The organism is Streptomyces sp. NPDC043176 (assembly GCF_056436715.1).
In genome coordinates this window covers 1-26,016 of record NZ_JBWKCA010000008.1, presented here as the reverse complement: position 1 = coordinate 26,016, position 26,016 = coordinate 1, and the positions used below count along the sequence as shown (strand labels likewise).

Below are 26,016 nucleotides of genomic sequence, written 5' to 3'. Positions count from 1 at the left end.
ACCCCGCGCCGGCCGGCCACCCCGGCCGGCCGTCGGCCTTGTGGAGACGGCCGGGCCGTCAATAGAGTCCCACCCAGATGCGTTCATCTACGGGAACTGTGTTCAGAATAGCGAACAGGGGCGTGGCGGTGGCGGCAGAACCAGTGTGGAGTGTGGACCCCAGGACGGGGAAGCCGCGCGAGCAGGTTGCGGTGGAGGCCACAGCGGAGGAGGTCGACCGGGCCGTACGGGCCGCCCACGCCACCCGCGGGGCGCTCGCCGACCGCGCCGTGCGGGCCGCCTTCCTCCGTACCGCCGCCGACCTCCTCGACGGGGCCGGCGAGCAGATCGCCGAGGCCGCCGACGCCGAGACCGCCCTCGGTCCGGTCCGTCTCGGCGGCGAACTCGCCCGGACCACAGCCCAGTTGAGGGCTTTCGCCGACGTCGTCGAGGAGGGCTCCTTCCTCGACGTCCGGATCGACCTCCCCGACCCCGGAGCCACCCCGCCCCGGCCCGACATGCGCCGCTGGAAGATCCCGCTCGGCGTCGTCGCCGTCTACGCCGCCAGCAACTTCCCGCTCGCCTTCTCCGTCCCCGGCGGCGACACCGCCAGCGCCCTGGCCGCCGGCTGCCCCGTGGTCGTCAAGGCCCACCCCGACCACCCGGCGACCTCCGAGCTCTGCGCCTCCCTGCTGCGCCGGGCCGCCGCCAAGGCCGGTCTCCCCGAGGACGTCCTCGTCCTCGTCCACGGCTTCGACGCGGGCGTCGAGCTCGTCCGCCACCCGCTCGTCGCGGCGGCCGGCTTCACCGGCTCCATCCGCGGCGGCCGGGCCCTCTTCGACGCGGCCGTCGCCCGGCCCGTCCCCATCCCCTTCCACGGCGAACTCGGCTCCCTCAACCCCGTCGTGATCACCCCCGCCGCCGTCGGCGAGCGGGCCGAGGAGATCGGCGGCGGTCTGGCCGGCTCGATGACCCTGGGCGCGGGCCAGTTCTGCACCAAGCCCGGCTTCGTCCTGGCCCCCCGGGGCGAGGACGGCGACCGCTTCCTGGCCGCGCTCACCGCCGCGGTCAGCGAGACCGAACCCGCCGTGATGCTCGACCACCGGATGAGGGACGCCTTCGTCGCCGGGGTCGCCGAGCGGGCCGCGCTCACCGGTGTGCGCACCACCGTCACCCCCGGCGCCGGCGGCGAGCACACCGTCAGCGCCGGCGTCCTCGACGTCGACGCCGACCGGCTCGCCGAAGGCGACCACCGCCTCCTCCTCGAGGAGTGCTTCGGACCCGTCACCGTCGTCGCCCGCTACGCCTCGCGCGAGGAGGTCAGCGCCGTCCTCGGCCTGCTGCCCGGCAACCTCACCGCCACCCTGCACATCGCCGAGGAGGACGCCGACGCCGCCCCGCTGCTCGCCGAACTCACCCCGCTGGCCGGCCGCGTCCTCGTCAACGGCTGGCCCACCGGCGTCGCCGTCGCGCCCGCCCAGCACCACGGCGGCCCCTACCCGGCCACCACCTCCACCAGCACCTCGGTCGGCGCGACCGCGATCGAGCGCTGGTTGCGCCCCGTCACCTACCAGTCGACCCCCGGCCACCTCCTTCCGCCGGAACTCCGCGACGGCAACCCGCTGGACGTGCCGAGGCGCTGAGCCGGGCGGTGCCGTGCCGATCGGGACCCGCGAGCGCGCGCTTTCCGGACGGGGCCCGGGGGCCTGCCGGAAAGCGACGCGAGGCAGGACCTCCCGGACACCTCCCTAGGGGGAGACGCGCACCACGATCTTCCCGAAGTGCGTGTTCGACTCCATCAGCCGGTGGGCGTCGGCGATCCGCTCCAGGCCGTCGAAGGTCTCGGCGATCACCGGCGCCAGGGAGCCGTCGCGCAGCCCCGAGCCGATGAACCCGGCGGCGCGGCGGCGCCCCTCCTCGGTCCTGGCCAGGGCGCCGTTCGCGTACGTGTGCGTGGTCAGCGGCCAGTTCGCCGACAGGGCGACCGGGCGCGGGTCGAGCCAGCCGTACAGGACGGCGGTGCCGCCGGTCCGCAGCGCGTCGCCGAGCCGGGCGAAGCCGGGCCCGCCGATCGCGTCGAAGGCGAGGTCGGCGCCCGCCCCGCCGGTGATCCGGCGCACCTCGCCGACCAGGTCCTCCGTGTCGGTGACGATCACGTGGGGCGCCCCGAGTGCCAGAAGCCGCTTCCGCTTGTCCTCGCCGCGCGTGGTGGCGATCGGCACGGCGCCGATCCGCAGCGCCGACTGGATTGCGGCCGTCCCCACCCCGCTCGACGCCCCGGTGACCAGCACGTGGTCGCCCGGGCGCAGCCCGCCGGTCAGCACCATGCCGCCGTACGCGGTGAAGTACGTCAGCCACACCGCCGCCGCCGTCACCGCGTCCATCCCCTCGGGCCGGGCCACCAGGTACTCCTCCGGCAGCACCACCCGCTCCGCGTACACCCCGTACGTCCCGAAGTCGAAGTTCGCCGCGGCCATCACCGGGTCGCCCGGGGCGTATGCCGTGACCCCCTCGCCGACCGCCTCGACCACTCCGGCCGCCTCGTAGCCGAGCCGTGAACCCGGCAGCGTCGCCGGGTAGTAGTAGGTACCCGCGCGGAACAGGGCCTCGGCGCGGTTGAGTCCGAGCGCCTCGACCCGTACGAGCACCTCCCCGGGGCCGGGGTCCGGAAGCGGAACCTCCTCGACCGTCAGCACCTCGGGACCGCCGGTCTCGTGGAAGAGAACCGCCTTGGTCGTCCTGCTCGTTGTGGTCGTCCTGCCCGTTGTCGTCGTCATGCCTCCGACCGTAGGAAAGCGCGGCGAGACGATCCATGTCCTCATCGCTCCCGATCATGTCCGATCGTCTCGCCGCCGTGCATGGGGAGTCGCGTACGGGAGTACGGTGCCGGGATGGACGTACTGAGCGATGCCATCGCCGCCATGCGCACCGGGCGGCCGCACTCCTCCCGCACGGTCCGCTTCGCGCCCTGGGGCATCCGCTTCCCCGAGAGCGAGGGCGCCGGATTCCACGTCGTCCTCCAGGGCACCGCCTGGCTGCTGCCGCCGGACGACGGTGCCCCCGTCCGGCTCGGCCCCGGCGACGTCGTCCTCCTCGCCCACGGCACCGGCCACGGGCTCGCCGACCGGCCGGGCACCCCGCTCGTCGACGCCCTGCCCGCGGCCGACGGCCACTGGCCCACCCCGCCCGACCGGGGCCCGGTCGGTGCCGAGGAGACGCTGCTGCTGTGCGGCGCCTACCAGCTCAGCCGGGCCCGCGCCCATCCGCTGCTCACCGAGTTGCCCCCGTACGTCCACCTGCCCGCACGGGTGGGCGCCCACCCCCGGCTGCGCGCCGCCGTCGACCTGCTCGGCGCCGAACTCGCCGAGCCGCAGCCGGGATCCGACGCCATCGTCCCCGCGCTCCTCGACACCCTGCTCCTGTACCTGCTCCGCACCTGGTGGCTCGCCGAACGCGCCGACCGGTCCACCGGCTGGTCCGCCGCGCTCGGAGACCCGGCGGTGGCCCGCGCGCTCCGCGCCCTCCACGACGACCCCGCGAGAGCGTGGACGGTCGAGGAGCTCGGCGCCCTCACCGGTCTCTCCCGCGCCCCCTTCGCCCGCCGGTTCACCACCCTCGTGGGCCGCGCGCCCCTCGCGTACCTCACCTGGTGGCGCATGACCACGGCCGGCCGGCTCCTCCGCTCCGCCGACCTTCCGCTCCGCGTCGTGGCCCAACGCTCCGGGTACTCCTCGGAGTTCGCCTTCGCCAAGGCCTTCAAGCGCGAGTACGGCATGGCGCCGGGGCAGTACCGCAAGGGCGCCTGACCCCGCTCGGGTCCGGCGGGCCCGGCAGGCGCAGCGAGGCCAGGGCCGTCAGGGCCAGCAGGCCGGCGCTGACGAGGAGGCCGGTGCGCAGGGCCGTCGTCAGGTCCTGGGCGGCGAGCGAGCCGAAGACGGCGATGGCGAGGCCGCCCGCCGTCTGGCGGATCGCGTTCAGGAGCCCCGCCGCCGTGCCCGCCCGCTCCGCCGGGACGGCCTCCATCATCGAGGCGATCAGCGGGGGCAGGGAGAAGCCCGCGCCGAGCGCCAGCGGCACGAGCAGCAGGGCCTGGGCCGCCCGGGAGGAGTCCGCGTCCACGGTGAGCAGGCCGAGCAGGCCGGCCACCGCGACGACCTGCCCCCCCACGATCGGCAGCTTCGCCCCGTACCGCGCCGCCGCCTTCGCCGAGAGGACGTTCACCCCGGCCAGCAGCCCCGTCATCGGCAGGAACATCAGCCCCGCGCCGAGCGCCGACAGTCCCAGGACCTGCTGGAAGAAGAGGCTGAAGACGAAGACCATGCCGTAGAAGGCCACGCTGTTCGCCGCGCCCGCCGCCACCGCCACCGCCACCGTCGTGTTCCGGAAGAGCCCGAGCGGGACCATCGGATGCCGCCGCCGGGCCTCGATCAGGAGGAACGCGGCGAAGGAGGCGACCGCGACCCCCAGCGCCCACCGGCCCTCCGTGCCGCCCTCGATGGCGGCGTACGTCAGGCCCCCGAGCGCCGCCACCGCCGTCAGCTGCCCCGGCAGGTCGAGCGGCGCCGGCCGGCGCTCCGAGCGGACCACCCGGGTGAGCAGGGCGAGGGCGACGAGCCCGAGGGGGAGGTTGACGAAGAAGATGCCGCGCCAGCTCCAGGCCGTGGTCAGCGCCCCGCCCGCCACCGGGCCGAGCGCCACCGCGACCGTGCCGCCGGCCGCCCACAGCGACACCGCGCGGGCCCGCTGCCCCGGATCGCCGTACGCCTCCCGCACGAGGGCCAGTGAGGCCGGCAGGATCACGGCCGCCGCCGCGCCCTGCACGGTACGGGCCGCGAGCAGCGCCGGAAGGCCGGGGGCGAGGCCGCAGGCGGCCGAGGCGAGGGTGAAGGCGACGGCCCCGGCCCCGTACGCCCGGCTCGCCCCGACCCGGTCGGCGAGCGCCCCGCTGGAGAGCAGCAGCGCGGCGAAGGCCAGCGTGTACGAGTCGACCACCCACTGGAGACCGGACATGCCGGCCCCCAGGTCGGCGCCGATGGCGGGGAGCGCCACGTTGACGACGGAGGTGTCGAGGGTGATGAGGGCGAAGCCGAGCATCGCGGCGGCCAGCGCGGGGCCGGGGGAGCACTCGGGGGCCGGGTCGGGCTGAGGGAGAACGGGGGCTTCGGTGCGGACCGTCGGGGACATGCCCCCAGCCTGGTGAGCGGCGGCGACGTACAGTAGTGGCCCGAATGCCATATGCCCGGAGGTTCTGGCCATGTCCGTCGGGTCCCGCGCCCAGGGGGTCCGGCGTGTCGCCGTGATCGCCGCCCCGCCCGTCTCGATGTTCAACCTGGCCATCCCCGAGATGCTGTTCGGCAAGGTCGAGATCGACGGCCGGCCCGGCTACGAGACCGTCATCTGCGCCCCCGACCCCGGACCCGTCGCCACCACCGGCGGCCTCGACCTGGTCGTACCGCACGGCCTGGACGCCGTCGCCGCCGCCGACACCGTCGTCCTCGCGGGCAGCGGCTCCTCCACGGACACCGATCCGCGCATCCTGGACGCGCTGCGGGGGGCCGCCGCCGACGGCAAGCGCATCGCCTCCCTCTGCACCGGCGCCTTCGCGCTCGCCGAGGCCGGACTGCTCGACGGCCGGGCGGCGACGACGTACTGGGCGTACCGGCGGCGACTCGCCGACCGGCACCCGTCCGTCGCCCTCCAGGACGACGTCCTGTTCGTCCAGGACGGCCCCGTCCTCACCTCCTCCGGATACGCGGCGGGCATCGACCTCTGCCTGCACGTCATCCGCACCGACCACGGCGCCGCCGTCGCCAACACCGTCGCCCGGCTCGCCCTCGTCGCGCCCGTCCGGCCCGGCGGCCAGACCCAGTTCACCCAGACCCCGCTGCCGCCCGAGCGCGGGGTCTCCTTCGCCGACACGCGCGCGTGGGCGATGGCGCACCTCGACGAGCCGCTCGGCCTCGCCGACCTCGCCCGGCACGCAGGGGTCTCCGTCCGCACCCTCTCCCGCCGCTTCCACGCCGAGACCGGCGTCAGCCCGCTCCAGTGGCTGCTGCACCAGCGCGTCGAGCGGGCGAAGGAGCTCCTGGAGACCACCCCGCTCGCCATGGACCAGGTGGCCCGCGCCAGCGGCCTCGGCACGGCGGACTCGCTGCGCGGGCACCTGACCCGCCGCACCGGCCTCACCCCGAGCGCCTACCGCGCCTCCTTCAGCCGTCCGGCGGCCGCCGGAACCCGCTGACGGCCGCCGGAACCGCCTGACCCCGGGCGCGCGCGACGGCGGTCGCCCCGTGCTCCGGCTCACACCGGGGCCGGAAACGGAATGGCGGAGGACGGCCGGGGCGTTCGCCCCTACGGAAGACCCCACCGGCAACCCTCGGAGAGAAGTCACATGCGCGTCGAGATCTGGAGCGACATCGCCTGCCCCTGGTGCTACATCGGCAAGGCCCGCTTCGAGAAGGGGCTCGCGGCCTTCGCCCACCGCGACGACGTCGAGGTGGTGCACCGCTCCTTCGAGCTCGACCCGAACAGCCCCAGGGGCGACCGGGCCCCCGTCGTGGACATGCTGGCCAGGAAGTACGGCCGCACCCTCGACGAGGCCCGCGCCATGGAGGCGCACGTCGCCTCCAACGCGCACTCCGAGGGCCTCGGCTACCTGACCGAGGGCCGCGACCACGGCAACACCTTCGACATCCACCGGCTCCTCCACCTCGCCAAGGAGCGCGGCCGCCAGAACGAGCTGCTCGACCTGGCCTACCGCGCCAACTTCGCCGAGGAGCGCTCCGTCTTCGACGCGGAGACCCTCGTGGCCCTCGGTGTCGAGGCCGGTCTCGACGAGACCGAGGTGCGGGCCGTCCTCGCCGACGAGACCGCCTACGCCGCGGCCGTGCGGGAGGACGAGCGCGAAGCCGCCGAACTCGGCGCCAACGGGGTGCCGTTCTTCGTCCTCGACCGCCGCTACGGCGTCTCCGGCGGACAGCCCGCCGAGGTCTTCACCCAGGCCCTCGAACAGGCCTGGCAGGGCCGGGCGCTCCAGCCGGTCGGCTCCGACGCGGAGGTCTGCGGCCCGGACGGCGCCTGCGATGTTCCCCAGGCCTGACCGCCTGACCTGCGCGTTCCGACCTGCACGGATAAGCGCTGCTTGGGTCTCCCCACGGTCGGAACGTCATTGACGGGTGATCGTGGGGAATCCAGGGTGGACGCATGGATGCCCTTGACCAGCCGCTCGGCGGCACCGAGTTCGCGCCCAAGCAGACCTACCTGAACACGTCCGCCGCCGGCCTGCTGCCGCGCCGGACCGTCGAGGCCGTCACGCTGCTCGCCGAGGAGACCGCCGACGGCCGCTCCGACGGCGCCGGCAGCTTCGACATCGTCGACGAGGCCCGGGCCGCGTACGCCCGGATCGCCCACGTGTCCCACGAGCGGGTGGCCGTCGGCAGCTCGGTGGCCGTCCACTGCGGGATGATCGCCCAGTCGATGCCCCCGGGTGCGGAGATCCTCTTCCCGGAGGGCGACTTCTCCTCGCTCATCACCCCGTTCACGATCCGCGGCGACCTCAAGACCCGGTTCGCGCCGCTGGAGCGGCTCGCCGAGTCCGTCCGCCCCGAGACCGCGCTCGTCGCGTTCTCCGCCGTGCAGTCGGCGGACGGCCGGACGGCCGACTGCACGGCGGTACGGGCGGCGGCGGCCGCCCACGGCGCCCGCACGCTCCTCGACGCCACCCAGTCCGCCGGCTGGCTGCCGCTGCACGCGGGGGAGTGGGACTACACGGTCGCCGGCGGCTACAAGTACCTGCTCTGTCCGCGCGGGGCGTCCTTCCTCACCGTCACCGAGGAGGCGCAGGACTCGCTCCTCGCGATCCACGCCAACTGGGTCACGGGCGAGGAGCTGTGGGTGAACAGCTACGGCCCGGTCCGCGAACTGGCCCGCACCGCACGCCGCTTCGACGAACCCGCGGCCTTCCTGTCGTACCACGGGGCGGCCCGCTCGCTCGCCCTCCTGGAGGAGATCGGCATCGAGCGGATCGAGGCCCACGACAAGGGGCTCGCGGCCCGCTTCCGCTCCGGGCTCCTCGCCCTCGGCCACGCGCCGGTCATGGACGACTCGACGGTCGTCGCGGTCCCCGGCCTCGGCGACCGGGCGGACGCGCTGCGGGAGGCCGGCGTCCTGCTCTCGGACCGCGCGGGCAACCTGCGCGCCTCCTTCCACCTGTACAACACGGCGGCGGACGTCGACCGCGCCCTGTCCGTCCTCGCGGACTGACCCGCGCCCGGCCCCGCCAGGGCGGCCGCCCCGGACGCCCTTACGGGCCGGCCCGCCGCCCGGCCCCGCGTCCTCGCGGGTCGGCCCGCGAGGACGTCAGCAGGCCGCGCCCGGCGGGGGTGGGCAGGCGCCGTCGTCGCCGGCCTCGTCGGCCAGGTTGTCGCCGAGTAGGCCGAGCAGGCGGGCGAGCTCGGCCCGGTCGGCCTCGCCGAGGCCGGCCAGGGTCGCCGTCTCCAGGTCCGACCAGGCGCCCTCGACGCCGACGCGCAGCGCCTGCCCCTGCTCCGTCGCCTCGACCAGGACCGCGCGCCGGTCGGCCGGGTCCGGGCGGCGGCGCACGTACCCGCACTGCTCCATGCGCTGGAGCATCTTGGTCACCGTCGAGGGGTCGAGGCCCAGGGACTGGATCAGCTCCGACTGCCGGACCGCGCCGCAGTCCCACAGCCGCATCATCATCAGCTCCTGGCCCGGATAGAGGCCGAGGTCCCGCAGTCTGCGTCCCATGGCGATCCGGTGCATCCGCGCGACGCGCGCGAGGGCGTGGCTGACGGGGCCGCCACGCGCGGCGGCCGGCAGCGGACCGCCCGCGGGGGCGGTACAGACGGGGTCGTTTCCTGACATCGGGGCTCCTCGGGAAGGCTCTCCCACAAGATTACCTTGGTCGGCCAATGAATGGGTTACAGTGACAACGGCCCGATTAGTTGGCCGACCACATATTCGATGTGAGGGAACCGCCATGCCCACTGCCTTCGACTCCGTCGACCTCGCCGGAACCCGCCTCGCCAACCGCATCGCCATGGCCCCCATGACCCGCAGCAGGGCCGACGCCGAGCTCCGCACCCCCACCGCGGCCGTCGCCGAGTACTACGCCCAGCGCGCCTCGGCCGGCCTCATCATCACCGAGGGCGTCCAGCCCGTCGCCGAGGGCCAGGGCTACCCCTTCACCCCCGGCCTCCACAGCCGCGAGCAGATCGCCGCCTGGCGCCGCGTCACCGACGCCGTCCACGAGCGCGGCGGCCGCATCTTCGCCCAGCTGATGCACTCCGGCCGCATCGGCCACCCCGACCTCCTCGACGGCGGCCTCCACCCCGTCGGCCCCTCCGCCGTCGCCGCCGCCGGACAGGTCTTCACCCCCGAGGGCCCCAAGGACTTCGTCACCCCCCGCGCCCTCACCGGCGACCAGGTGCGCGAAGCCGTCGCCGGCTTCGCGAGCGCCGCCCGCAACGCCGTCGAGGCGGGCTTCGACGGCGTCGAGATCCACGGCGCCAACGGCTACCTGATCCAGCAGTTCCTGGCGAGCGGCTCCAACCACCGCACCGACGAGTGGGGCGGCTCCGTCGAGAACCGCGTCCGCTTCGCCGTCGAGGTCGTCAGGGCCGTCGCCGCCGAGATCGGCCCCGAGCGCACCGGCCTGCGCGTCAGCCCGGCCAACACGCTCAACGACATCAGCGAGACCGACACCGAAGAGCTCTACGCCGCCCTGCTCACCGCCATCGAGCCCGTCGGCATCGCCTACCTCCACGTCCTGGAGACCGCACCGGAGCGCCGCCCGCTCGTCCTCGACCTGCGCAAGCGGTTCGCCGGCACCTTCATCCTCAACCCGGCCACCGAAGGGGAGACCGACGCCGCGTCCCTCGCCCTGATCGAGGACGGCACCACCGACCTCGTCGCCTTCGGCCGGCTCTTCATCGCCAACCCCGACCTGCCCGCCCGCCTGCGGACCGACGGCCCCTACAACGAGCTCGACGCCACCACCATGTACGCCGGCGACGAGCGCGGCTACACCGACTACCCCGCCCTGGAGCCCGTCGCCTGAGCCCCCGGCCCGCACCCCGGGTGCGCGGAGGGGGCGGCGTCCGGCACCGGACCCCGCCCCCTCCGCGCACCCGTGACCACCGGGTCGAGCGTGACTACCGCCCCCAGGCCTCCGTCGCCGCCCGCAGGCCGTCCTCCAGGTCCACCGGCCGGCCCAGCTCGCCGAGCGCCGCGCCCAGCGCCGCCAGCGAGGACTGCACCGCGCCCGGGGTCGCGTCCACGCCGTAGTGGTTCACCCGGATCATCTCCTTCGCCAGCGCGCCGCCGCCCGCGATCAGCGGCAGCGACGGATCGGCGGCCAGGGCCCTCGCCACCAGCTCCGAGGCGTCCACGCCCGCCGGCGTGCGCAGCGTCGTCGCCACCGGAGCCGCGTCCCCCGCCGCGTACACGTACGGCTCGAGCCCCCCGCCGAGCGCCGAAGCGCCCGCCCGGGTCGCCGCCGCGGCCGAGGCGTGCCGCGCCATCAGCGCGTCCAGGCCCTCCGTCTCGATCCGCTCCAGGCAGGCCTCCAGGGCCAGCATCTCCAGCTGCGCCGGCGCGTGCAGCAGCGCCTTGCGGCCGCCGTCGATCCAGCGCTCCTTCCAGTCCAGGAGGGAGAGGTACGAGCGGCGCGGGGCCGCCGGGTTGGCGGCGAACCGCTCCCAGGCCCGCGCGCTCACCGACACCGCGGACACGCCCGCGGGCCCGCCCATCGCCTTCTGCGCGCCGATGATGCACATGTCCACGCCCCACGCGTCCGGCAGCACCGGCTCCGCGCCGATCGACGCCACCGCGTCCAGGTAGAACAGCGCGCCGTGCGCCCGCACGACCTCGCCGATCTCCGCCACCGGGTTGGTGTTGCCGGTCGCCGCCTCCGCGTGCACGAGCGACACGAAGTCGATCTCCGGGTGCTCGGCGAACGCCTGCTCCACCTGAGCCGCCGTCACCGCCGTGTGGAACGGCACCTCCAGGTCGACCACGCTCGCCCCGCAGTCCCGCAGCCAGTTGCCGAAGGTCTGCCCGTACGGACCGGTGACGATGTTCAGCGCCGTCGAACCGGCCCGGGCACCGCTCCGGATGCACCCCTCGAGGGGCAGCAGCGCCTCGCCCTGGGTGATCACCACGTCCTGCTCCGTGGAGAGCAGCGCGGCCACCCGCCGCTCGATCGACGCGAAGTGCGCGGCGGTCAGCGGGGCCAGGTCCAGGAGCGGATGTGTCACGGTCACGGCGGTGCCTTCTTCGACTCGGTTCGGTGCGGGCGGAGCTCCGGATCAGCGTACCCAGCGGCCCCCGCACGCCCCCCGGGACCCGCCTGGCGCCGGGGCCGGGCGGCCGCCCTCGTACAGTGCAGGCATGAGCGATCACGCGGTGCTGCACGTGAAGGGGCGGGTGCTCGTCGGCCCGGAGGACGTACGGGACGAACTGTGGTGCGTCGACGGGCGGATCACCTTCGACCGGCCCGCCGCCGAGGCGGTGACCGTCGAGGGCTGGGTGCTGCCCGGACTCGTCGACGCCCACTGCCACGTCGGCCTCGACCGGCACGGCCCCGTCGACGACGCCACCAGCGAGAAGCAGGCACTCACCGACCGGGACGCCGGAACCCTGCTGATCCGGGACGCCGGCTCGCCCTCCGACACCCGCTGGATCGACGACCGCGAGGACCTGCCGAAGATCATCCGCGCCGGCCGGCACATCGCCCGCACCCGCCGCTACATCCGCAACTACGCCCACGAGATCGAGCCGGCCGACCTCGTCGCGTACGTCGGGCGGGAGGCCCGCCGCGGCGACGGCTGGGTCAAGCTCGTCGGCGACTGGATCGACCGCGAGGCGGGCGACCTCACCGCCTGCTGGCCGCGTCCGGAGGTCGGGGCCGCGATCGCCGAGGCGCACCGGCTCGGCGCCCGGGTCACCGCCCACTGCTTCGCCGAGGACTCGCTGCGCGACCTGGTCGAGGCGGGGATCGACTGCGTCGAGCACGCCACCGGACTCACCGAGGACACCATCCCGCTCTTCGCCGAGCGGGGTGTCGCCATCGTCCCGACCCTGGTCAACATCGCGACCTTCCCGCACCTGGCCGACGGCGGCCAGGAGAAGTTCCCGCGCTGGTCGGCCCATATGCGCAGGCTGCACGAGCGGCGGTACGACACCGTCCGCGCCGCCTACGACGCCGGCGTCCCCGTCTTCGTGGGCACCGACGCGGGCGGCTCCCTCGCCCACGGCCTCGTCGCCGAGGAGGTCGAGGAGCTGACCAGGGCCGGCATCCCGCCGATCGACGCGCTCGCGGCCACCGCCTGGCGGGCCAGGGCGTGGCTCGGCCGCCCGTCCCTGGAGGAGGGCGCCCCGGCGGACCTCGTCGTCTACGGCGAGGACCCGCGCGCGGACGTCCGCGTCCTCGCCGCGCCGCGGCGGGTCGTCGTCAACGGCCGGGTCGTCGGCTGACCGGCCGGTCCGTCAGCGGGAGTAGAAGGCGAGCCGGGCCTTCTTCTCCGGGATGAAGACCTCCGGCAGGTCCACCTCGGGCAGCACGACGAGCGGGCCGGGCTCGAAGCCGCCCCGGATCATCCGGGCGATCGCCTTCTCGTTGCCGGCGTCCGGGTCGACCACGATCCGGGTGCGGTCGCGCAGCGCGAAGTCGATCAGGGCGACGAGCAGCCGGCCCGAGAACCCGGGCTCGGGCGCGGCGCTGGGCGCGACGAGCAGGTGGACGCCGATGTCGCCGGGGAGCACCTCGTAGCACTCGCCGACCCGGTCGGCGTCGGGGTCGTACGTCTGGAAGAGGGCGACGGGCACGTCGTCCCGGGTGACCAGGTAGCCGTGGTGGGTGGTGAGCGAGTCGAGGTGCGCGTAGATCTCCCGGACCTGCTCGACGCTCGTGCCGCCCATGCCCCAGAAGCGGGCCCGGTCCTCGTTCACCCAGCCGTGGATGAGGGGGGCGTCCCGGTCGGGGTCGACGGGCGTGATGCGGACGGTGCCGAAGCCTTCGACGGCCTGGTCGTGGACGGCGGTGGTCATGCGGATTCCTCTTCGGTCGCTTCGGTCTCTTCGGTCAGCAGGTCCCAGTCGGTGGTGACGGGGGCGAGTTCGCCCCGCAGCCACAGGGGGAGCTGGTCGTGGTGGTGCGGGTCGCCGGGAACGCCGGAGGCGCCGAACGGCACGATCCAGCGGCTCCGTTCGCGGTCGGCGAGGTCCCAGACGTACCGGGCGGCGGACGCGCGGGCGCTGCGGTCGGTCCAGCCGGGCACGCTGGACGTGGAGAGGACGCAGTCGTGGTCCCCGCCGAGCCCGGGCCACCGGTCGTCGTCCGGGTCGGGCAGCGCCTGCCAGGGCGCGAGCCGGTGCGTCACGCCCCAGGCGGCGGGCGGCTCCCCGGCGCCGACCTCGTCGAGTGCCTCGCGCACGATCCGGTCGACGTCCCCGGCCGGCACCGGTCCCGTCGTGAGCAGGGTCTCCAGGGCGTAGGCGACCCGCGGGCCGAGTGCCAGCCAGGGCCGGAACACCTCGGGGTACGGGGAGGGTTCGCGCAGTGCGGCGAAGGCCTCGTGGCCGGCGACCCGGCGCACCACGGCCCCGCGCACGGCCGCGTACAGGCCCGCGTCGGCGCTCTCCGCGTCCATCCGCCGGTCCCAGCCGAGCAGCCGCCGCCGGACCTCGGCGCCGGCGGGGGAGAGGCCGTCGCCGTTTCCCGCCACCTTGTCCAGGAGCCGGGCCGCCGAGGGGTTGTCGGTGTCCGCGTGGATCGCGGCCGTCGTCTCCGGCGTCCAGGCCGCCGAGGCGTCGAGCAGCTCGGCGATCCGGGCCGCCCGGTGCGGCGGGGCGAACTCGACGCCCAGGGGCGCGGCGAGCCCCCGGGCGTTGGCCATCACGGCGTGGCCGCGGACCTCGGCGCGGGGCAGCGGGGCGGGTGCGGCCCGCCAGTCGTGCGCGGGGTCCCAGGCGGGCACGACGCGCAGGGAGTTGGCGCGGTCCCGTACGGGGACGTGGCCGGCCACCCGGTGGAGCAGGCCGCCCCGGGTGTCGGCGGCCTGGACGACGTTCACCGGCTCGACCCAGCCGTCGAGGGCCGCGTCCACGTCGGCGACGGTCCGGGCGCGCAGGAGCGCCGGCAGCACGCCGAAGCCGAGTTCTCCGGTGGCGCGGGGCGGGTACCGCAGGCTGACCGCCTCCCAGCCGGAGGCGTCCCGGGCGTCGTCGGGCTCCCCGTCCACCCCGATGATCACCGGGCCCCGGTCGGTCTCGATCACCTCGATCACGACCGGTTCCGCGCCGGCGACCTCGATGGTCTCGGTGTGCGTGGCCGCCGGGCGCCGGCCGTCGGGACCGAGGGCCTCCACGCTCCCGTCGGGCAGCCGGTGCAGCCGCTCGCGGTACAGGTCCTGGTAGTCGGCCATCGCGTTGGTGATGGCCCAGGCGACGGCTCCGGTGTGGCCGAAGTGGGCGAGACCGGGGATGCCGGGCACGGCGAGGCCCACCACGTCGTACGCGGGGCAGGCGAGCCGGATCTGCTGGTAGACGCCGGGCGCCTCGATGAACCGGTGCGGGTCGCCGGCGACCAGGGCCGCGCCGCTCGCGGTCCGTTCGCCGGCCACCAGCCAGCCGTTGGAGCCGGCGGTGCCGGGGCCGTCCGTCGCGAAGAGCTCCGTCCACTCCTCGCCGAGCCGCCGGGCGACCTCGTCCCGCCACAGTTTGGTGGGGAAGCCGGCGAAGAGGATGTGGGTGGACAGCCAGACGGCGAGCGGGGTCCAGGGCTCCCAGCGGCCGGGCGCGAGTCCGGTGGCCGCGAACTCGGGCGCGCGCCGGGCCCCTTCCGCGAGTCCGTCGTTGACGCCGTCCACGTACGCGCGTACCCAGGTCGCGGTCGCCGGGTCGGTGCGGTCGAGCCGCTCGAAGCAGCGGCGGGCGGTGTCGGCGAGCCGGGCCTGCCGGACGAACGTGTCCCAGCCGAGCTCCGCGGCGCCGAGGAAGGCGGCGGTGGTGCCCTGGGCCCGGTGCCGCTCGACCTCCAGCTGCCAGGCGCGGTCGCGGGCGGTGACCCGGCCCTGGGCGAAGGCGAGTTCGTCCGGGTCCGCGGCGCGCAGATGGGGGACGCCCCAGGCGTCCCGGTAGACCTCGATGCTCACGGAGATCCCGATCCCGTCCATGTCTTCGTAGATTTTTCTTAGGTTAGGCTGGCCTAAATTAATCTACAGCAGGCCCACGGGGTCGCGTGCACCGGGTTGACGATCCGTGACGCACGACCGCCGTGGATCGTTCTCACCCTCTCCGTGTGCGCCGGCTCGTGCGAAAGACGCGGGACCTGCGGGAACGGTTGTGTCGAGAAAAATCGAAAAAGAACACGGAAACCCCCCTTTGGAGTGAACTCACCTCAGGCGACTGCCGGTTCACTCTCCGTGCGTAAAGATTCCGGTGTCTCGAGTCGCCGAGGCCGCGCCGACCCACCGTCCCCGTGGTGAGCGGCCGGCGACGCCATGTCTCCTGTGGGGGTTCCACCATCTTGAACAGCAACACCTTCGGCATGCCCGTACGCCGTACCGCCGCCGTCGCGACCGTCGCCGCGCTGACCGTCGGACCGGTGCTCCTCGCCGCCCCCGCGGCGCACGCCACGGGCGACGAAGGACGTGCCACCGCCGTCGTCCTGCGGACCGGCCTCGACGTCTCCCTCCTCGGCAAGACGGTCGACGTGCCCGTCCGCGCCTCCCTCAACCAGGTCGAGGCACCGAGGACCGAGAGCGAGACCGCGCTCTCCGTGAAGGTGCAGGGGGCCGAAGGCGGAAAGCCGATCGACATCCTCGCCGCCGACGTCGCCACCTCGAAGGCCACCGTGGACGAGGACAAGGCCGAGGGGTACGTGAACCTGGTCAAGGCGCAGGTGCACGTCCCCGGCATCCCCGCACTGTCCCTCATCGAGGTCGAGAAGGTGACGTCCAGGGCGCTGTGCGAGAAGGGCAGGAAGCCGGTCGCCGAGTCCAACGTCCTCGGCCACGTCATCGTCTTCGGCAAGAAGACCACCCTGTCCACCGGCGGCCGGACCCAGGTCGGCGTGCCCGGCGTCGGCGCCGTGACCCTCGACCTCTCCCGTACCTCCACGACCTCCCGCACCGCCGCCGCCACCGCCCTCGAACTCAAGGTGGAGGTCGACCCGCTGAAGCTGGGCGTGGCCGAGGTCAACGGCACGGTGACGCTCGCCGAGGCGACCTGCGAGACCCCCCGGGGCGACGCCCCGACGCAGGAGCCCACCGAGGAGCCCACCGGGCAGCCCACGGAGGAGCCCACCGGGCGCCCTTCCGAGCAGCCCACCGCCAAGCCCGGTGACGCGGGCGGCATCAAGACCGACAACGGCGGCACCGCCCCCCTCGGGAACCTCGCCGAGACCGGCGGCAGCTCCACCACCCCGTACATCGCGGGCGGAGCCCTCGCCCTCCTCGTGGCGGGCGGCGGCGCCCTCGCGCTGACCCGCTCGCGCGCCCGCTCGCGCGACTGACGGCCCGAGGGGGAGGCGCCGGGGAGGAAAGGGGTGCGGGGAGGGCGACCGTCGTCGCCCTCCCCGCACCCGCGTGTACGTGCCCGTCAGCCGCCGATCAGCAGCGCTTGGTCCAGGGCCTGGAGGAAACGGTTCGTCGTCACCCGGTCCCGCACCGCGAGCCGCAGCCAGTTCCGGTCGAGCCCCGGGAACGTGTCGCCCCGGCGGGCCGCGAAGCCCAGCGACCGCAGCGTCTCCCGCACCGCGTCGGCGCCGTCGATCCGGATCAGCACGAAGGGGCCCTCGGACCCCGGCACCGTCCGCACCTCGTCGAACTCCGCGAGGCCGGCGAGCAGATGGGCCCGCTCCACCCCGACCCGGTGCGCCGCGTGCTCGGCCTCGGCGAGCGCCGCCCGCGTCGTGCACGCCTCCGCCGCCACCAGGGCCGGCGTCGACACCGGCCACAGCGGCTGCGCCCGCTCCAGCGCCGCGACCGTCTCCGGCTCCGCGAGCACATAGCCGATCCGCAGCCCGGCGAGCCCCCAGGTCTTGGTGAGGCTCCGCAGCACCACGAGCCCCGGCACGTCGGTCCGTCCCGCCAGCGACTCCCGCTCGCCCGGAACCGCGTCGATGAACGCCTCGTCCACCACCAGCGTCCGCCCCGGCCGGGCCAGCGCGGCGATCGACGCGGCCGGATGCAGGACCGAGGTCGGGTTCGTGGGGTTCCCGATCACCACCAGGTCCGCGTCCTCGGGCACCGCCGCCGGGTCCAGCCGGAAGCCGTCCTCCTCGCGCAGCAGCACCCGCCCCACCTCGTGCCCGGCGTCGCGCAGCGCCGCCTCCGGCTCGGTGAACTGCGGATGCACCACCACCGGCCGCCGCACCTCCAGCGCCCGCGCGAGCAGCACGAACGCCTCCGCCGCGCCGGCCGTCAGCAGCACCCGGTTCGACGGCAGGTCGTGCCGCTCGGCGACCGCGGCCCGCGCGGCCCGGTCGTCGGGGTAGGCCGCGAGACCGGTCAGCGAGTCGGCGATGCGCTTCCGCAGCCAGTCCGGCGGGGTGTTCGTCCGGACGTTGACCGCCAGATCGATCAGTTTCTCGTCCCGGACCTCGGCGTCACCGTGGTGGCGCAGGTCGTGGGCGTCGGTATCCGTGTGCGTGTCCATGGCCGCCGTCGTGTGGGGGGTGGGGATGGTGGGGGGTGAGCCGGGCTCGCGAGCGATGTACCCGTGAGCCGAGGGCAACAACCGTACGCCTGGGGCATCTTCGTTCGGACGAAGCGGGACGTATGTGGCGATCGCGCACGTCACGCGTCGCGATTTCCGCTTCGGCACGAGCAGGACGACCCCGCTGCCGCCGCCCCGTAACGTCGCGGGCCCCACGCCCGCACCCCCACCGCCTCCGCCCCCGGCGCACCCCGGCGCCCCCGCGTCCCCGTCCGTCCCGGCCACCGCTCCAGAGGCCGCCGCGTCCGAGGCCGCCGCTCCAGAGGCCGCCGCTTCCGAGGCCACCACTCCCGAGGCCGCCGCGAGGAGGGCCGCCGCCTCCGCCACCGAGGCCGTGCCCGTCGCGGCCAGCGGCAGCGCCGAGGGGTGCGGTACGGACACGGCGGCCAGCTCCCCGGACGCGAAGCCGCGCACCGGCACGCCGAGCGCCGCGGCCGCGCCCACGATCCCCGGCTCCGCCGCCCGCGCGTCCAGCGTGGCGAGCGACCGGACGTCGGCGCGCGTCAGCCGTGCCTCCCGCAGGACGGCGTCGACCAGGACGAGCACCTCGTCCACCGCCACGCCCGACCGGGCCCCGACACCGAGGTGCGCGGAAGCCGTCCCATCGGATAGCAAAGCCCCATGGCTGTAGTCGTCGCGCTCGGCGCGTTCCTGATGACGCTCTTCGGCGGCTGGGTCGCGCAGCGCGTCACCGACCGCCGCCACCTCGTCCTCGGCCTGGCCGGCGGACTCATGCTCGGCGTCGTCGGACTCGACCTGCTGCCCGAGGCCCTGGAGGCCGCGGGCGAGGAGGTCTTCGGCGTGCCGGAGGCCCTGCTGCTCTTCGTCGGCGGCTTCCTGCTCGCCCATGTGATGGAGCGTCTGCTCGCCGTCCGCAGCGCCGCGCACGGCGTCGGCCCGCACGACCGGGTCCCGCAGGTCGGCCTCACCGCCGCCGCGGCGATGGTCGGCCACAGCCTCATGGACGGCATCGCCCTCGGCGCCGCGTTCCAGGTGGGCGGCGGGATGGGCGCCACGGTCGCGCTCGCCGTCATCACCCACGACTTCGCCGACGGCTTCAACACGTACACCATCACGAGCCTCTACGGGAACGCCCGCCGCAAGGCCGTCGCCATGCTCGTCGCGGACGCCGCCGCCCCGCTCGTCGGCGCCGCCTCCACCCTGCTGTTCACCCTTCCGGAGGAACTCCTCGGGGCCTATCTCGGGTTCTTCGGCGGCGCCCTGCTCTACCTCGCCGCGGCCGAGATCCTGCCCGAGGCCCACCACGAACACCCCGCCCGCTCCACCCTGCTGTGCACGGTGGGGGGCGTGGCCTTCATCTGGCTCGTGGTGGGCCTCTCCGGCGGCTGAACTCACCCGCAGCGCCCCACGAACCGCGCGGCGACCTCCGGGGTCCCCGCCCAGTGCGTGTGCACGTAACTGGCGTGCACCCCGCCCTGCACGAACCCCTCGACGCGCCGCTCCGGCTGCCGCAGCCCCCAGGCCGCCAGCGGCCCGGCGCCCGGCTCGATCACGGTCCGGTGGAACTCGTGACCCCGCATCCGCGCCCCCGCCGGAGCGATCACGCTGTCGTTCACCGCGACGGCGTCCCGGTACCCGAGCGTCAGCCGCTCCGACATCCGCGCGTCGGCGTCCAGCACCCCGCACATCGGCGTGCCGTCCAGCGACCGCGCCAGGTACAGCAGCCCCGCGCACTCCGCCGCGACCGGCGCGCCCGACGCGGCGAGCTCGGCCACGGCCTTCCTGAGCGGCTCGTTGGCCGACAGCTCGGAGCCGTACATCTCGGGGAACCCGCCGCCTATGACGAGCCCGCTCGTCCCCTCGGGGAGGGCCTCGTCGCGCAGCGGGTCGAAGGTCACGACCTCCGCCCCGGCAGCGGTGAGCAGCTCCGTGTGCTCCGCGTACGAGAACGTGAACGCGGCGCCACCGGCGACGGCGACGACCGGTCCCGTCGTGGGCATCCGCTCCGCCGGGGCGGAGCGGGCGGGCGCGACGGGACCGCCGGCGTGCAGCCGCTCCCCGGCCTCCGGCACCCACGGCTCCGCGTGCAACTCGGGCGCACTGCGAGCCAACGCCAGCAGGGCCTCCAGATCGCACCCCGCCCGCACCTGCTCCGCCTGCGCCGCCACCGCGGCGACCGCGGCGGCCTGCCGCTCGGCGACAGGCACCAGCCCCAGGTGCCGCGAAGGCGTCGCCACGGCGGGCGCCCGCCGCAGCACGCCGAGCACCGGCACCCCCGACTCCCCGAGCGCCTCCCGCAGCAGATGCTCGTGCCGGTCCGTGGCGACCTTGTTGAGGATCACGCCCCCGATCCGCACCTCGGGGTCCCACGACGCGAACCCGTGCACCAGCGCGGCCACCGACCGCGACTGCGACGAGGCGTCCACGACGAGCACCACCGGCGCCTTGAGGAGCTTCGCGACCTGGGCGGTGGACGCCAGCTCGCCCTGGTCGGCGGCACCGTCGTACAGGCCCATGACGCCCTCGACCACGGCCAGGTCGCAGCCGCGCGCCCCGTGCAGGAAGAGCGGCGCGATCTGCCCCGTACCGCACATGTAGGCGTCGAGGTTGCGGCCCGGCCGGCCGGTGGCCAGCGCGTGGTAGCCGGGGTCGATGTAGTCGGGGCCGACCTTGTGCGGGGAGACGGCCAGGCCACGGCCGGCGAACGCGGCCATCAGGCCGGTCGCGACCGTGGTCTTGCCCGCGCCCGAGGAGGGCGCGGCGATGACGAGACGTGCTACCACTCGATGCCCCGCTGGCCCTTCTGACCGGCGTCCATCGGGTGCTTGACCTTGGACATGTCGGTGACGAGATCGGCGAAGTCGACCAGTTCCTGCGGAGCGTTGCGACCGGTGATCACGACGTGCTGGTGCCCCGGACGGTCGCGGAGCACCTCGACGACCTCCTTGACGTCGATCCAGCCCCAGTGCAGCAGGTAGGCGAACTCGTCGAGGACGTAGAACTTGTACTTCTCCTCGGCGAGGTCCCGCTTGACCTGCTCCCAGCCCTCGCGGGCCTTCTCCTCGTGCGACTGCTCGCCGTCGGCGACCTCGCGCTGGATCCAGGACCAGCCCTCGCCCATCTTGTTCCAGGTGACCGTGCCGCCCTTGCCGGTCTCGCCGAGCGCCTTGAGGGCGTTCTCCTCGCCGACCCTCCACTTGGCGGACTTGACGAACTGGAACACCCCGACCGGCCAGCCCTGGTTCCAGGCGCGCAGCGCCATGCCGAACGCGGCGGTCGACTTCCCCTTGCCGACGCCCGTGTGCACCATCACGAGTGCGCGGTTGCGGCGCTGACGGGTGGTGAGACCGTCGTCGGGTACGACGGTCGGCTGTCCCTGCGGCATTAAGCGGCCCTCCATGCGGTCTGCGTTGTCTGTCCTGCTGCCTGTACGTCTCTGACGAGGCCGGCGATCGAGTCGGCGCGCAGCTCGTCCAAGGTCACGGCGGTGCCGGCGAGTTCGCGGGCGAGCTGCCCGGCGAGACCCAGCCGCACCGGTCCGGTCTCGCAGTCCACGACCACGCTCGCCGTGCCGTCGGCGGCGTGCAGCCGCGCGGCCCGGGCGGCGAGCGCCACCGGGTCGCCGGCCGTCTTCGCGCCGGTCGCCCGGCCGTCGGTCACGACGACGAGCAGCGGCCGCCGCGACGGGTCCCGCAGCCGCTCGACCCGCAGCACGTCGTGCGCCTTGAGCAGCCCGGCCGCCAGCGGCGTACGGCCGCCCGTCGGGAGCAGTTCGAGCCGGGCCGCGGCCGCGTCCACGGACGACGTCGGCGGCAGCGCCACCTCGGCGTCCCGGCCCCGGAAGGTGACCAGACCGACCTTGTCGCGCCGCTGGTAGGCGTCGAGCAGCAGGGAGAGCACCGCGCCCTTGACCGCGCTCATCCGCTGCCGCGCCGCCATCGAACCGGAGGCGTCCACGGCGAAGAGCACCAGGTTCCCCTCCCGGCCCTCCCGGGTCGCCTGCCGCAGGTCGTCCCGGCGGACCACCAGACCGGGCCCGGACCGGCCGCGCGCCCGCTGGTGCGGGGCGGCGGCCCGGACGGTCGCGGCGAGGTGCAGCTTGGTCAGCGCGCCCTTCGGCCGCGTCGAGCCGGTCGTACGGCCGTGCTCGGTACGGGCCCGGGAACGGCGCCCGGCCGCGCCCTGGCCGAGGCCGGGCACGCTCAGCATCCTCGTACGGAACGGCTCGCCGGCCGTGACCGCTGCCCGCTCACCGGGCGCGGCACCGGAACCCTGCGGGGCCGGCGCCGGTTCGGGCGCGGGCGCGTCCTCGGCCGGCGGCGCGTCCTGCGGCGCCGGTACGTCCTCGGGCGCGGGGCCCTCGCCCTGCGGCGGGATGCCACCGCCCTCCGGGCCGTCCCCGCCGGGGCCCCCGCCGTCCGGGCCCCCGTCGCCCGGGCCGTCGGGCTCCGGGTCCTCGTCGGGCTCCTCGCCCTTGAACTGCTCCAGGGTCTCGTCGAGCTTGTCCTCGTCGAGGCCGGGCGCGTCGAACGGGTTGCGCCGCCGCCGGTGGGGGAGCGCCAGGAGCGCCGCCTGCCGCACGTCCTCGGAGGTGACCTCGGTCCGTCCCGCCCAGGCCGCGAGCGCGGTCGCCGTCCTGGCCATCACGATGTCGGCGCGCATGCCGTCCACGTCGAACGCGGCGCAGGTCGCGGCGATCTGCAGCAGCACCGCGTCACCGAGCGCCACCCGCGGCAGCAGCTCGCGGGCCGCGACGATCCGGCCCCGCAGCTCGCTCTCCTCGCAGGCCCAGCGGGCCGCGAACCCCGCCGGATCGTCCTCGAACGCCAGCCTCCGCCGCACGACCTCCACCCGCTCCTCGGGCACCCGGGAGGCCGCGACCTCCACGGTCAGCCCGAACCGGTCGAGCAGCTGCGGCCGCAGCTCGCCCTCCTCGGGGTTCATCGTCCCGACGAGCAGGAACCGCGCCGCGTGCCGCACGGAGACGCCTTCGCGTTCGACGTGCGAGGCACCCATGGCGGCGGCGTCGAGCAGGTGGTCGATCAAGTGGTCGGAGAGGAGGTTGACCTCGTCGACGTACAGGATTCCCCGGTGCGCGGCGGCGAGCAGCCCCGGCTCGAACGCCTTCACGCCCTCGGCGAGCGCCTTCTCGATGTCGAGCGCGCCGACGAGCCGGTCCTCGGACGCGCCGACGGGCAGCTCCACCATCCGCGCGGGACGCGCTTCGGCGCCGGCTCCCGTGTCGTGCGGCCCGTCCGGGCAGCCGGGGTCGGGCGATGCCGGGTCGCAGCTGAACCGGCAGCCCCCCACGACCGGCACCGACGGCAGCAGTTCGGCGAGCGCGCGGACGGCCGTGGACTTCGCGGTGCCCTTCTCTCCCCGGACGAGCACCCCGCCCACCGCCGGGGAGACCGCGTTCAGCAGCAGCGCGAGCCGCAGGTCGTCCATGCCGACGACGGCCGTGAACGGAAAGCGGGTGCTCATCGGGGGGTCACTCCTTCGGGGGTTGCGGAAGTCGGGGCGGCGAGGCCGGTCACGGTGCGCCCGGCGGTACGAAGGGCAGCCCCGCCGGGGCGCCCTCCTCGATCAGCCGCAGCAGCGCGTCCGTGTCCGCGTGCTCCTCGATCAGGTCGCCGAGGCGGTCGAGCTGCTCCTCGCGGAGGGCGCCGAAGGAGGTGTCGGGGGCGGGCACGAAGCGGCGCCCGGCCGCGGCGGCGACCTCCCGCAGGAACGCCCTGCGGAAGCCGTCGCTCTCCAGCGATCCGTGCCAGTGGGTGCCCCAGACGGAGCCGACCCGGCAGCCGTCGAGGAAGGGGTCCCCGCCGAGGACCTCGGCCACGCCGTGGTGGATCTCGTACCCCTCGACGCGCTCGCCGAGCGCCTCGCCGACCGGCCGGGCGAGGGTCTTCTCGACCCCGAACCGCACCCGCACGGGCAGCAGCCCGAGCCCGTCGACCACGCCGGCCTTCGACTCGACGTCGTCCTCGATGCGCTCGCCGAGGGCCTGGAACCCGCCGCAGACGCCGAGCACCGGCCGGCCTTCGGCGGCGCGCCGGGCCAGGGCGTCCGCCAGCCCCCGCTCCCGCAGCCAGGCCAGGGCCCTGACCGTCCCGCGGGTGCCGGGCACGACGACCAGGTCGGCGTCGACGAGCTCTTCCGGCCGGTCCACGAACCGGACGACCACGCCCGGTTCGGCGGCCAGCGCGTCGACGTCCGTGAAGTTGGACATCAGCGGAACGGCGCAGACGGCGACCCGCAGCACGTCGGCGCCGACCGGCGGCGCGACGACGGACTCCCGGACGGTCCCGCGCAGCGAGACCCGCAGGCCGTCCTCCTCGTCGATGCCGAGCCCGTGGGCGTACGGCAGGACGCCGAAGGTGCGGCGCCCGGTGAGGCCGTGCAGCATGTCGAGGCCGGGTTCGAGCAGGGTCACGTCACCCCGGAACTTGTTGACCAGGTATCCGGCGACGAGCGACTGGTCCTCGGGGCCCAGCAGCGCCGTCGTGCCGAAGAACTGGGCGAAGACGCCGCCGCGGTCGATGTCGCCGACGACGACCACGGGCAGCTGCGCGGCCCGCGCGATGCCCATGTTCACGATGTCCGTGCGCCGCAGGTTGATCTCGGCCGGACTGCCCGCCCCTTCGCAGATCACGGCGTCGTACATGCCCCGGAGTTCCTCCAGGCACGCCAGGACGGGCTCGAGGAGTTCCTTCTGCCGGCCGCCGTGGTAGCCGCGGGCGCTCAGTTCGCCGACCGGCTTGCCCATCAGGACGACCTGGCTGGAGCGGTCGCTGCCGGGCTTGAGCAGCACCGGGTTCATCAGGGCGGTCGGTTCCACCCGGGCCGCCTGCGCCTGCATGGCCTGCGCGCGGCCGATCTCGGCGCCCTCCCTCGTGACGAAGGAGTTCAGGGACATGTTCTGCCCCTTGAACGGCGCGACCTTGACGCCCCGCCGGACCAGCCAGCGGCAGATGCCGGCCGTCACGACGCTCTTGCCGGCGTCCGACGTGGTCCCGGCGACGAGCAGTCCGCCACCCCTCATGCGTTCCTCCGCTTCAGCGCGCTCACGATCAGCCGGCCGCCCACGCAGGCGGCCAGGGTCAGTCCGGTGACCCGGCGGGACAGCCGGACCGCCCGCTCGATGTCGTCGACCTCGACGGCCCGCCCCTGCCCGTTGAGCACCGGCCGGTGCTCGACCCGGCCGCCGTACGCGAGGGTGCCGCCGAGCCGGACGCCGAGGGCGCCCGCGAAGGAGGCCTCGACCGGGCCGGCGTTGGGGCTGGGGTGCTCGGCCGCGTCCGCCCGCCAGGCCCGTACGGCTCCGCGCGGATCGCCGCCGGCGACGGTCGCGAGGGCGGCGGTCAGCCGGGCCCCGGGCCAGCCGGCCACGTCGTCGAGCCGGGCCGAGGCCCAGCCGAAGCGGCGGTGGCGGGGGGACTTGTGGCCCACCATCGCGTCGAGGGTGTTGACGGCCCGGAAGCCGACGAGCCCCGGCACGCCCGCGACGGCGCCCCAGAAGAGGGCCCCGACCACGGCGTCGGAGGTGTTCTCGGCGACGGACTCGACGACCGCGCGGGCCATCGCGGGACCGTCGAGGGAGTGCGGGTCGCGCCCGCAGAGGTGGGGCAGCCGCTCACGGGCCGCCTCCAGGTCGCCGGCGGCGAGCGCCCCGCCGATGGCGCGGGCCTCGCGGCCCAGGGTCGTACCGCCGACGACGGCCCAGACGGACGCGGCGGTCAGGGCGACGGAGGCGGCGCGGTTGCCCCGCACCGTCCGGGCGGCGAGGGCGCCGGCCGCGACGGTGCCACCGGCGCAGACGGCGGTGTGCAGGGCTCCCCAGCCGCGGTGGTCGCGCCACAGGGCCCGTTCGACGCCGGCCGCCGCCCGGCCGAACACGGCGACGGGATGTCCGCGTCGGGGATCGCCGACGAGCCGGTCGACGGCGAGGCCGAGGGCGGCTCCGTACGCGAAGACACCGGTGGCTCGGGAGACGCTGCGGCTGCGGCCGGGCATGGCGCTTTGTCCTCACTCAGGGTCCGCGCCCTGGATCGACGTGACGGGCGGCGAGAGTTCCTGACTCCCGGACCCGTCGGATCCGGTCACAGTGGCGGGACCGCGCCGGATTCGCACCGGGCTTCCTCTGCTGCCGCCGTAATGGCCTCGGCAGTCCACCACGGGCCGAGAACACCCGTCAACTCACCCTTGACCTGCGTCGCGTCACTGTGTGGCGCACCACAAACACGACGGCCGGGGGGGGCGGCCCCCCCCGGGGGGCCCCCCCCCCGGGGGGGGGGGGGGGGGGGGACCCACATACTGTGGATGGCCGAAAGCCCCGCC

21 protein-coding genes and 1 riboswitch are annotated in these 26,016 nt (G+C 75.1%); of the genes, 9 read left to right on the top strand and 12 right to left on the bottom strand.

The window, feature by feature from the left end; translation table 11 throughout:
• The first annotated feature begins 128 nt into the window (after positions 1-128).
• Positions 129-1,622 carry an aldehyde dehydrogenase (NADP(+)) gene (locus AC067A_RS15220; protein WP_478619697.1) on the top strand — a complete coding sequence of 498 codons (1,494 nt, stop codon included), beginning with the start codon at positions 129-131 and terminating at the stop codon, positions 1,620-1,622.
• A gap of 105 nt (positions 1,623-1,727) precedes the next feature.
• Here the strand turns inward: AC067A_RS15220 and AC067A_RS15215 are convergent, their stop codons facing one another.
• Positions 1,728-2,756: a zinc-dependent alcohol dehydrogenase family protein gene (locus AC067A_RS15215; RefSeq protein ID WP_478619694.1), complete on the bottom strand. Its 1,029-nt coding sequence runs from the start codon at positions 2,754-2,756 to the stop codon at positions 1,728-1,730.
• 114 nt (positions 2,757-2,870) lie between these two features.
• Here AC067A_RS15215 and AC067A_RS15210 point away from each other — a divergent pair, with 114 nt between their 5' ends.
• Positions 2,871-3,785, top strand: a complete 915-nt coding sequence (locus AC067A_RS15210) for an AraC family transcriptional regulator (protein ID WP_478619692.1) — start codon at positions 2,871-2,873, stop codon at positions 3,783-3,785.
• On the opposite strand, the gene AC067A_RS15205 is transcribed toward AC067A_RS15210, so the two are convergent.
• A complete protein-coding gene (locus AC067A_RS15205) occupies positions 3,736-5,163 on the bottom strand; it encodes an MFS transporter (RefSeq protein ID WP_478619690.1) in 1,428 nt (475 codons plus the stop codon). The genes AC067A_RS15210 and AC067A_RS15205 overlap by 50 nt on opposite strands.
• A 70-nt stretch (positions 5,164-5,233) precedes the next feature.
• On the opposite strand from AC067A_RS15205, the gene AC067A_RS15200 reads away from it, so the two are divergent.
• From AC067A_RS15200 to AC067A_RS15190, 3 genes are all read left to right on the top strand, one after another.
• Positions 5,234-6,220 carry a GlxA family transcriptional regulator gene (locus AC067A_RS15200; protein ID WP_478619688.1) on the top strand — a complete coding sequence of 329 codons (987 nt, stop codon included), beginning with the start codon at positions 5,234-5,236 and terminating at the stop codon, positions 6,218-6,220.
• Positions 6,221-6,370: 150 nt separating this feature from the next.
• The gene (locus AC067A_RS15195) at positions 6,371-7,078 is read left to right on the top strand and encodes a DsbA family oxidoreductase (protein WP_478619685.1); all 708 of its coding nucleotides are present in this window, start codon (positions 6,371-6,373) and stop codon (positions 7,076-7,078) included.
• Between the two features lie 104 nt (positions 7,079-7,182).
• Entirely contained in the window at positions 7,183-8,241 is a 1,059-nt protein-coding gene (locus AC067A_RS15190) for an aminotransferase class V-fold PLP-dependent enzyme (RefSeq protein WP_478619682.1), read from the top strand.
• Positions 8,242-8,337: 96 nt separating this feature from the next.
• Here AC067A_RS15190 and AC067A_RS15185 read toward each other — a convergent pair whose 3' ends face one another.
• Positions 8,338-8,862 carry a MarR family winged helix-turn-helix transcriptional regulator gene (locus AC067A_RS15185; RefSeq protein WP_478619680.1) on the bottom strand — a complete coding sequence of 175 codons (525 nt, stop codon included), beginning with the start codon at positions 8,860-8,862 and terminating at the stop codon, positions 8,338-8,340.
• Positions 8,863-8,977: 115 nt separating this feature from the next.
• Here AC067A_RS15185 and AC067A_RS15180 point away from each other — a divergent pair, with 115 nt between their 5' ends.
• Positions 8,978-10,057, top strand: coding sequence for an alkene reductase (locus tag AC067A_RS15180; RefSeq protein WP_478619677.1), 1,080 nt, complete (start codon positions 8,978-8,980; stop codon positions 10,055-10,057).
• Between the two features lie 94 nt (positions 10,058-10,151).
• Here the strand turns inward: AC067A_RS15180 and AC067A_RS15175 are convergent, their stop codons facing one another.
• Entirely contained in the window at positions 10,152-11,255 is a 1,104-nt protein-coding gene (locus tag AC067A_RS15175) for a pyridoxal-phosphate-dependent aminotransferase family protein (protein WP_478620416.1), read from the bottom strand.
• Positions 11,256-11,388: 133 nt separating this feature from the next.
• Between AC067A_RS15175 and AC067A_RS15170 the strand changes: the two genes are divergently transcribed.
• Positions 11,389-12,474 (top strand): amidohydrolase family protein, encoded by a 1,086-nt coding sequence (locus AC067A_RS15170; protein WP_478619674.1) that lies wholly within the window; start codon positions 11,389-11,391, stop codon positions 12,472-12,474.
• A gap of 12 nt (positions 12,475-12,486) precedes the next feature.
• Here AC067A_RS15170 and AC067A_RS15165 read toward each other — a convergent pair whose 3' ends face one another.
• Positions 12,487-13,047 carry a GNAT family N-acetyltransferase gene (locus AC067A_RS15165; protein ID WP_478619671.1) on the bottom strand — a complete coding sequence of 187 codons (561 nt, stop codon included), beginning with the start codon at positions 13,045-13,047 and terminating at the stop codon, positions 12,487-12,489.
• Positions 13,044-15,173 (bottom strand): penicillin acylase family protein, encoded by a 2,130-nt coding sequence (locus tag AC067A_RS15160; protein WP_478619670.1) that lies wholly within the window; start codon positions 15,171-15,173, stop codon positions 13,044-13,046. Before AC067A_RS15160 ends, AC067A_RS15165 begins: the two co-directional genes overlap by 4 nt.
• Positions 15,174-15,526: 353 nt before the next feature.
• On the opposite strand from AC067A_RS15160, the gene AC067A_RS15155 reads away from it, so the two are divergent.
• On the top strand, positions 15,527-16,513 hold the full coding sequence (locus AC067A_RS15155; protein ID WP_478619667.1) for an SCO1860 family LAETG-anchored protein: 987 nt from the start codon (positions 15,527-15,529) through the stop codon (positions 16,511-16,513).
• An 86-nt stretch (positions 16,514-16,599) separates the two neighbouring features.
• On the opposite strand, the gene cobC is transcribed toward AC067A_RS15155, so the two are convergent.
• A complete protein-coding gene (cobC, locus tag AC067A_RS15150) occupies positions 16,600-18,333 on the bottom strand; it encodes an Rv2231c family pyridoxal phosphate-dependent protein CobC (protein WP_478619664.1) in 1,734 nt (577 codons plus the stop codon).
• A gap of 6 nt (positions 18,334-18,339) precedes the next feature.
• On the opposite strand from cobC, the gene AC067A_RS15145 reads away from it, so the two are divergent.
• Positions 18,340-19,068, top strand: coding sequence for a ZIP family metal transporter (locus AC067A_RS15145; protein ID WP_478619662.1), 729 nt, complete (start codon positions 18,340-18,342; stop codon positions 19,066-19,068).
• Positions 19,069-19,070: 2 nt separating this feature from the next.
• On the opposite strand, the gene AC067A_RS15140 is transcribed toward AC067A_RS15145, so the two are convergent.
• The 5 genes from AC067A_RS15140 to AC067A_RS15120 are packed head-to-tail and all read right to left on the bottom strand — an operon-like array spanning position 19,071 to position 25,692.
• A complete protein-coding gene (locus tag AC067A_RS15140) occupies positions 19,071-20,462 on the bottom strand; it encodes a cobyrinate a,c-diamide synthase (protein WP_478619659.1) in 1,392 nt (463 codons plus the stop codon).
• Positions 20,456-21,064: a cob(I)yrinic acid a,c-diamide adenosyltransferase gene (gene cobO / locus AC067A_RS15135; protein ID WP_478619656.1), complete on the bottom strand. Its 609-nt coding sequence runs from the start codon at positions 21,062-21,064 to the stop codon at positions 20,456-20,458. The genes AC067A_RS15140 and cobO overlap by 7 nt, the downstream gene beginning before the upstream one ends.
• Complete coding sequence (locus AC067A_RS15130; protein ID WP_478619653.1) at positions 21,064-23,163, bottom strand: putative cobaltochelatase; 2,100 nt, start codon at positions 23,161-23,163, stop codon at positions 21,064-21,066. Before AC067A_RS15130 ends, cobO begins: the two co-directional genes overlap by 1 nt.
• A gap of 49 nt (positions 23,164-23,212) precedes the next feature.
• A complete protein-coding gene (locus AC067A_RS15125; RefSeq protein WP_478619650.1) occupies positions 23,213-24,721 on the bottom strand; it encodes a cobyric acid synthase in 1,509 nt (502 codons plus the stop codon).
• On the bottom strand, positions 24,718-25,692 hold the full coding sequence (locus AC067A_RS15120) for a cobalamin biosynthesis protein (RefSeq protein WP_478619647.1): 975 nt from the start codon (positions 25,690-25,692) through the stop codon (positions 24,718-24,720). Before AC067A_RS15120 ends, AC067A_RS15125 begins: the two co-directional genes overlap by 4 nt.
• A 35-nt stretch (positions 25,693-25,727) precedes the next feature.
• A riboswitch (cobalamin riboswitch) is annotated at positions 25,728-25,867 on the bottom strand.
• Between the last annotated feature and the right edge of the window lie 149 nt (positions 25,868-26,016).

What these genes read in the sequence shown, in the direction of transcription:
- AC067A_RS15215 (WP_478619694.1), bottom strand. Translation starts at nt 2,756, where the DNA reads ATGACGACGACAACGGGCAGGACGACCACAACGAGCAGGACGACCAAG.
- AC067A_RS15210 (WP_478619692.1), top strand. Translation starts at nt 2,871, where the DNA reads ATGGACGTACTGAGCGATGCCATCGCCGCCATGCGCACCGGGCGGCCG.
- AC067A_RS15205 (WP_478619690.1), bottom strand. Translation starts at nt 5,163, where the DNA reads ATGTCCCCGACGGTCCGCACCGAAGCCCCCGTTCTCCCTCAGCCCGAC.
- AC067A_RS15200 (WP_478619688.1), top strand. Translation starts at nt 5,234, where the DNA reads ATGTCCGTCGGGTCCCGCGCCCAGGGGGTCCGGCGTGTCGCCGTGATC.
- AC067A_RS15195 (WP_478619685.1), top strand. Translation starts at nt 6,371, where the DNA reads ATGCGCGTCGAGATCTGGAGCGACATCGCCTGCCCCTGGTGCTACATC.
- AC067A_RS15190 (WP_478619682.1), top strand. Translation starts at nt 7,183, where the DNA reads ATGGATGCCCTTGACCAGCCGCTCGGCGGCACCGAGTTCGCGCCCAAG.
- AC067A_RS15185 (WP_478619680.1), bottom strand. Translation starts at nt 8,862, where the DNA reads ATGTCAGGAAACGACCCCGTCTGTACCGCCCCCGCGGGCGGTCCGCTG.
- AC067A_RS15180 (WP_478619677.1), top strand. Translation starts at nt 8,978, where the DNA reads ATGCCCACTGCCTTCGACTCCGTCGACCTCGCCGGAACCCGCCTCGCC.
- AC067A_RS15170 (WP_478619674.1), top strand. Translation starts at nt 11,389, where the DNA reads ATGAGCGATCACGCGGTGCTGCACGTGAAGGGGCGGGTGCTCGTCGGC.
- AC067A_RS15165 (WP_478619671.1), bottom strand. Translation starts at nt 13,047, where the DNA reads ATGACCACCGCCGTCCACGACCAGGCCGTCGAAGGCTTCGGCACCGTC.
- AC067A_RS15160 (WP_478619670.1), bottom strand. Translation starts at nt 15,173, where the DNA reads ATGGACGGGATCGGGATCTCCGTGAGCATCGAGGTCTACCGGGACGCC.
- AC067A_RS15145 (WP_478619662.1), top strand. Translation starts at nt 18,340, where the DNA reads ATGGCTGTAGTCGTCGCGCTCGGCGCGTTCCTGATGACGCTCTTCGGC.
- cobO (WP_478619656.1), bottom strand. Translation starts at nt 21,064, where the DNA reads ATGCCGCAGGGACAGCCGACCGTCGTACCCGACGACGGTCTCACCACC.
- AC067A_RS15130 (WP_478619653.1), bottom strand. Translation starts at nt 23,163, where the DNA reads ATGAGCACCCGCTTTCCGTTCACGGCCGTCGTCGGCATGGACGACCTG.
- AC067A_RS15125 (WP_478619650.1), bottom strand. Translation starts at nt 24,721, where the DNA reads ATGAGGGGTGGCGGACTGCTCGTCGCCGGGACCACGTCGGACGCCGGC.
- AC067A_RS15120 (WP_478619647.1), bottom strand. Translation starts at nt 25,692, where the DNA reads ATGCCCGGCCGCAGCCGCAGCGTCTCCCGAGCCACCGGTGTCTTCGCG.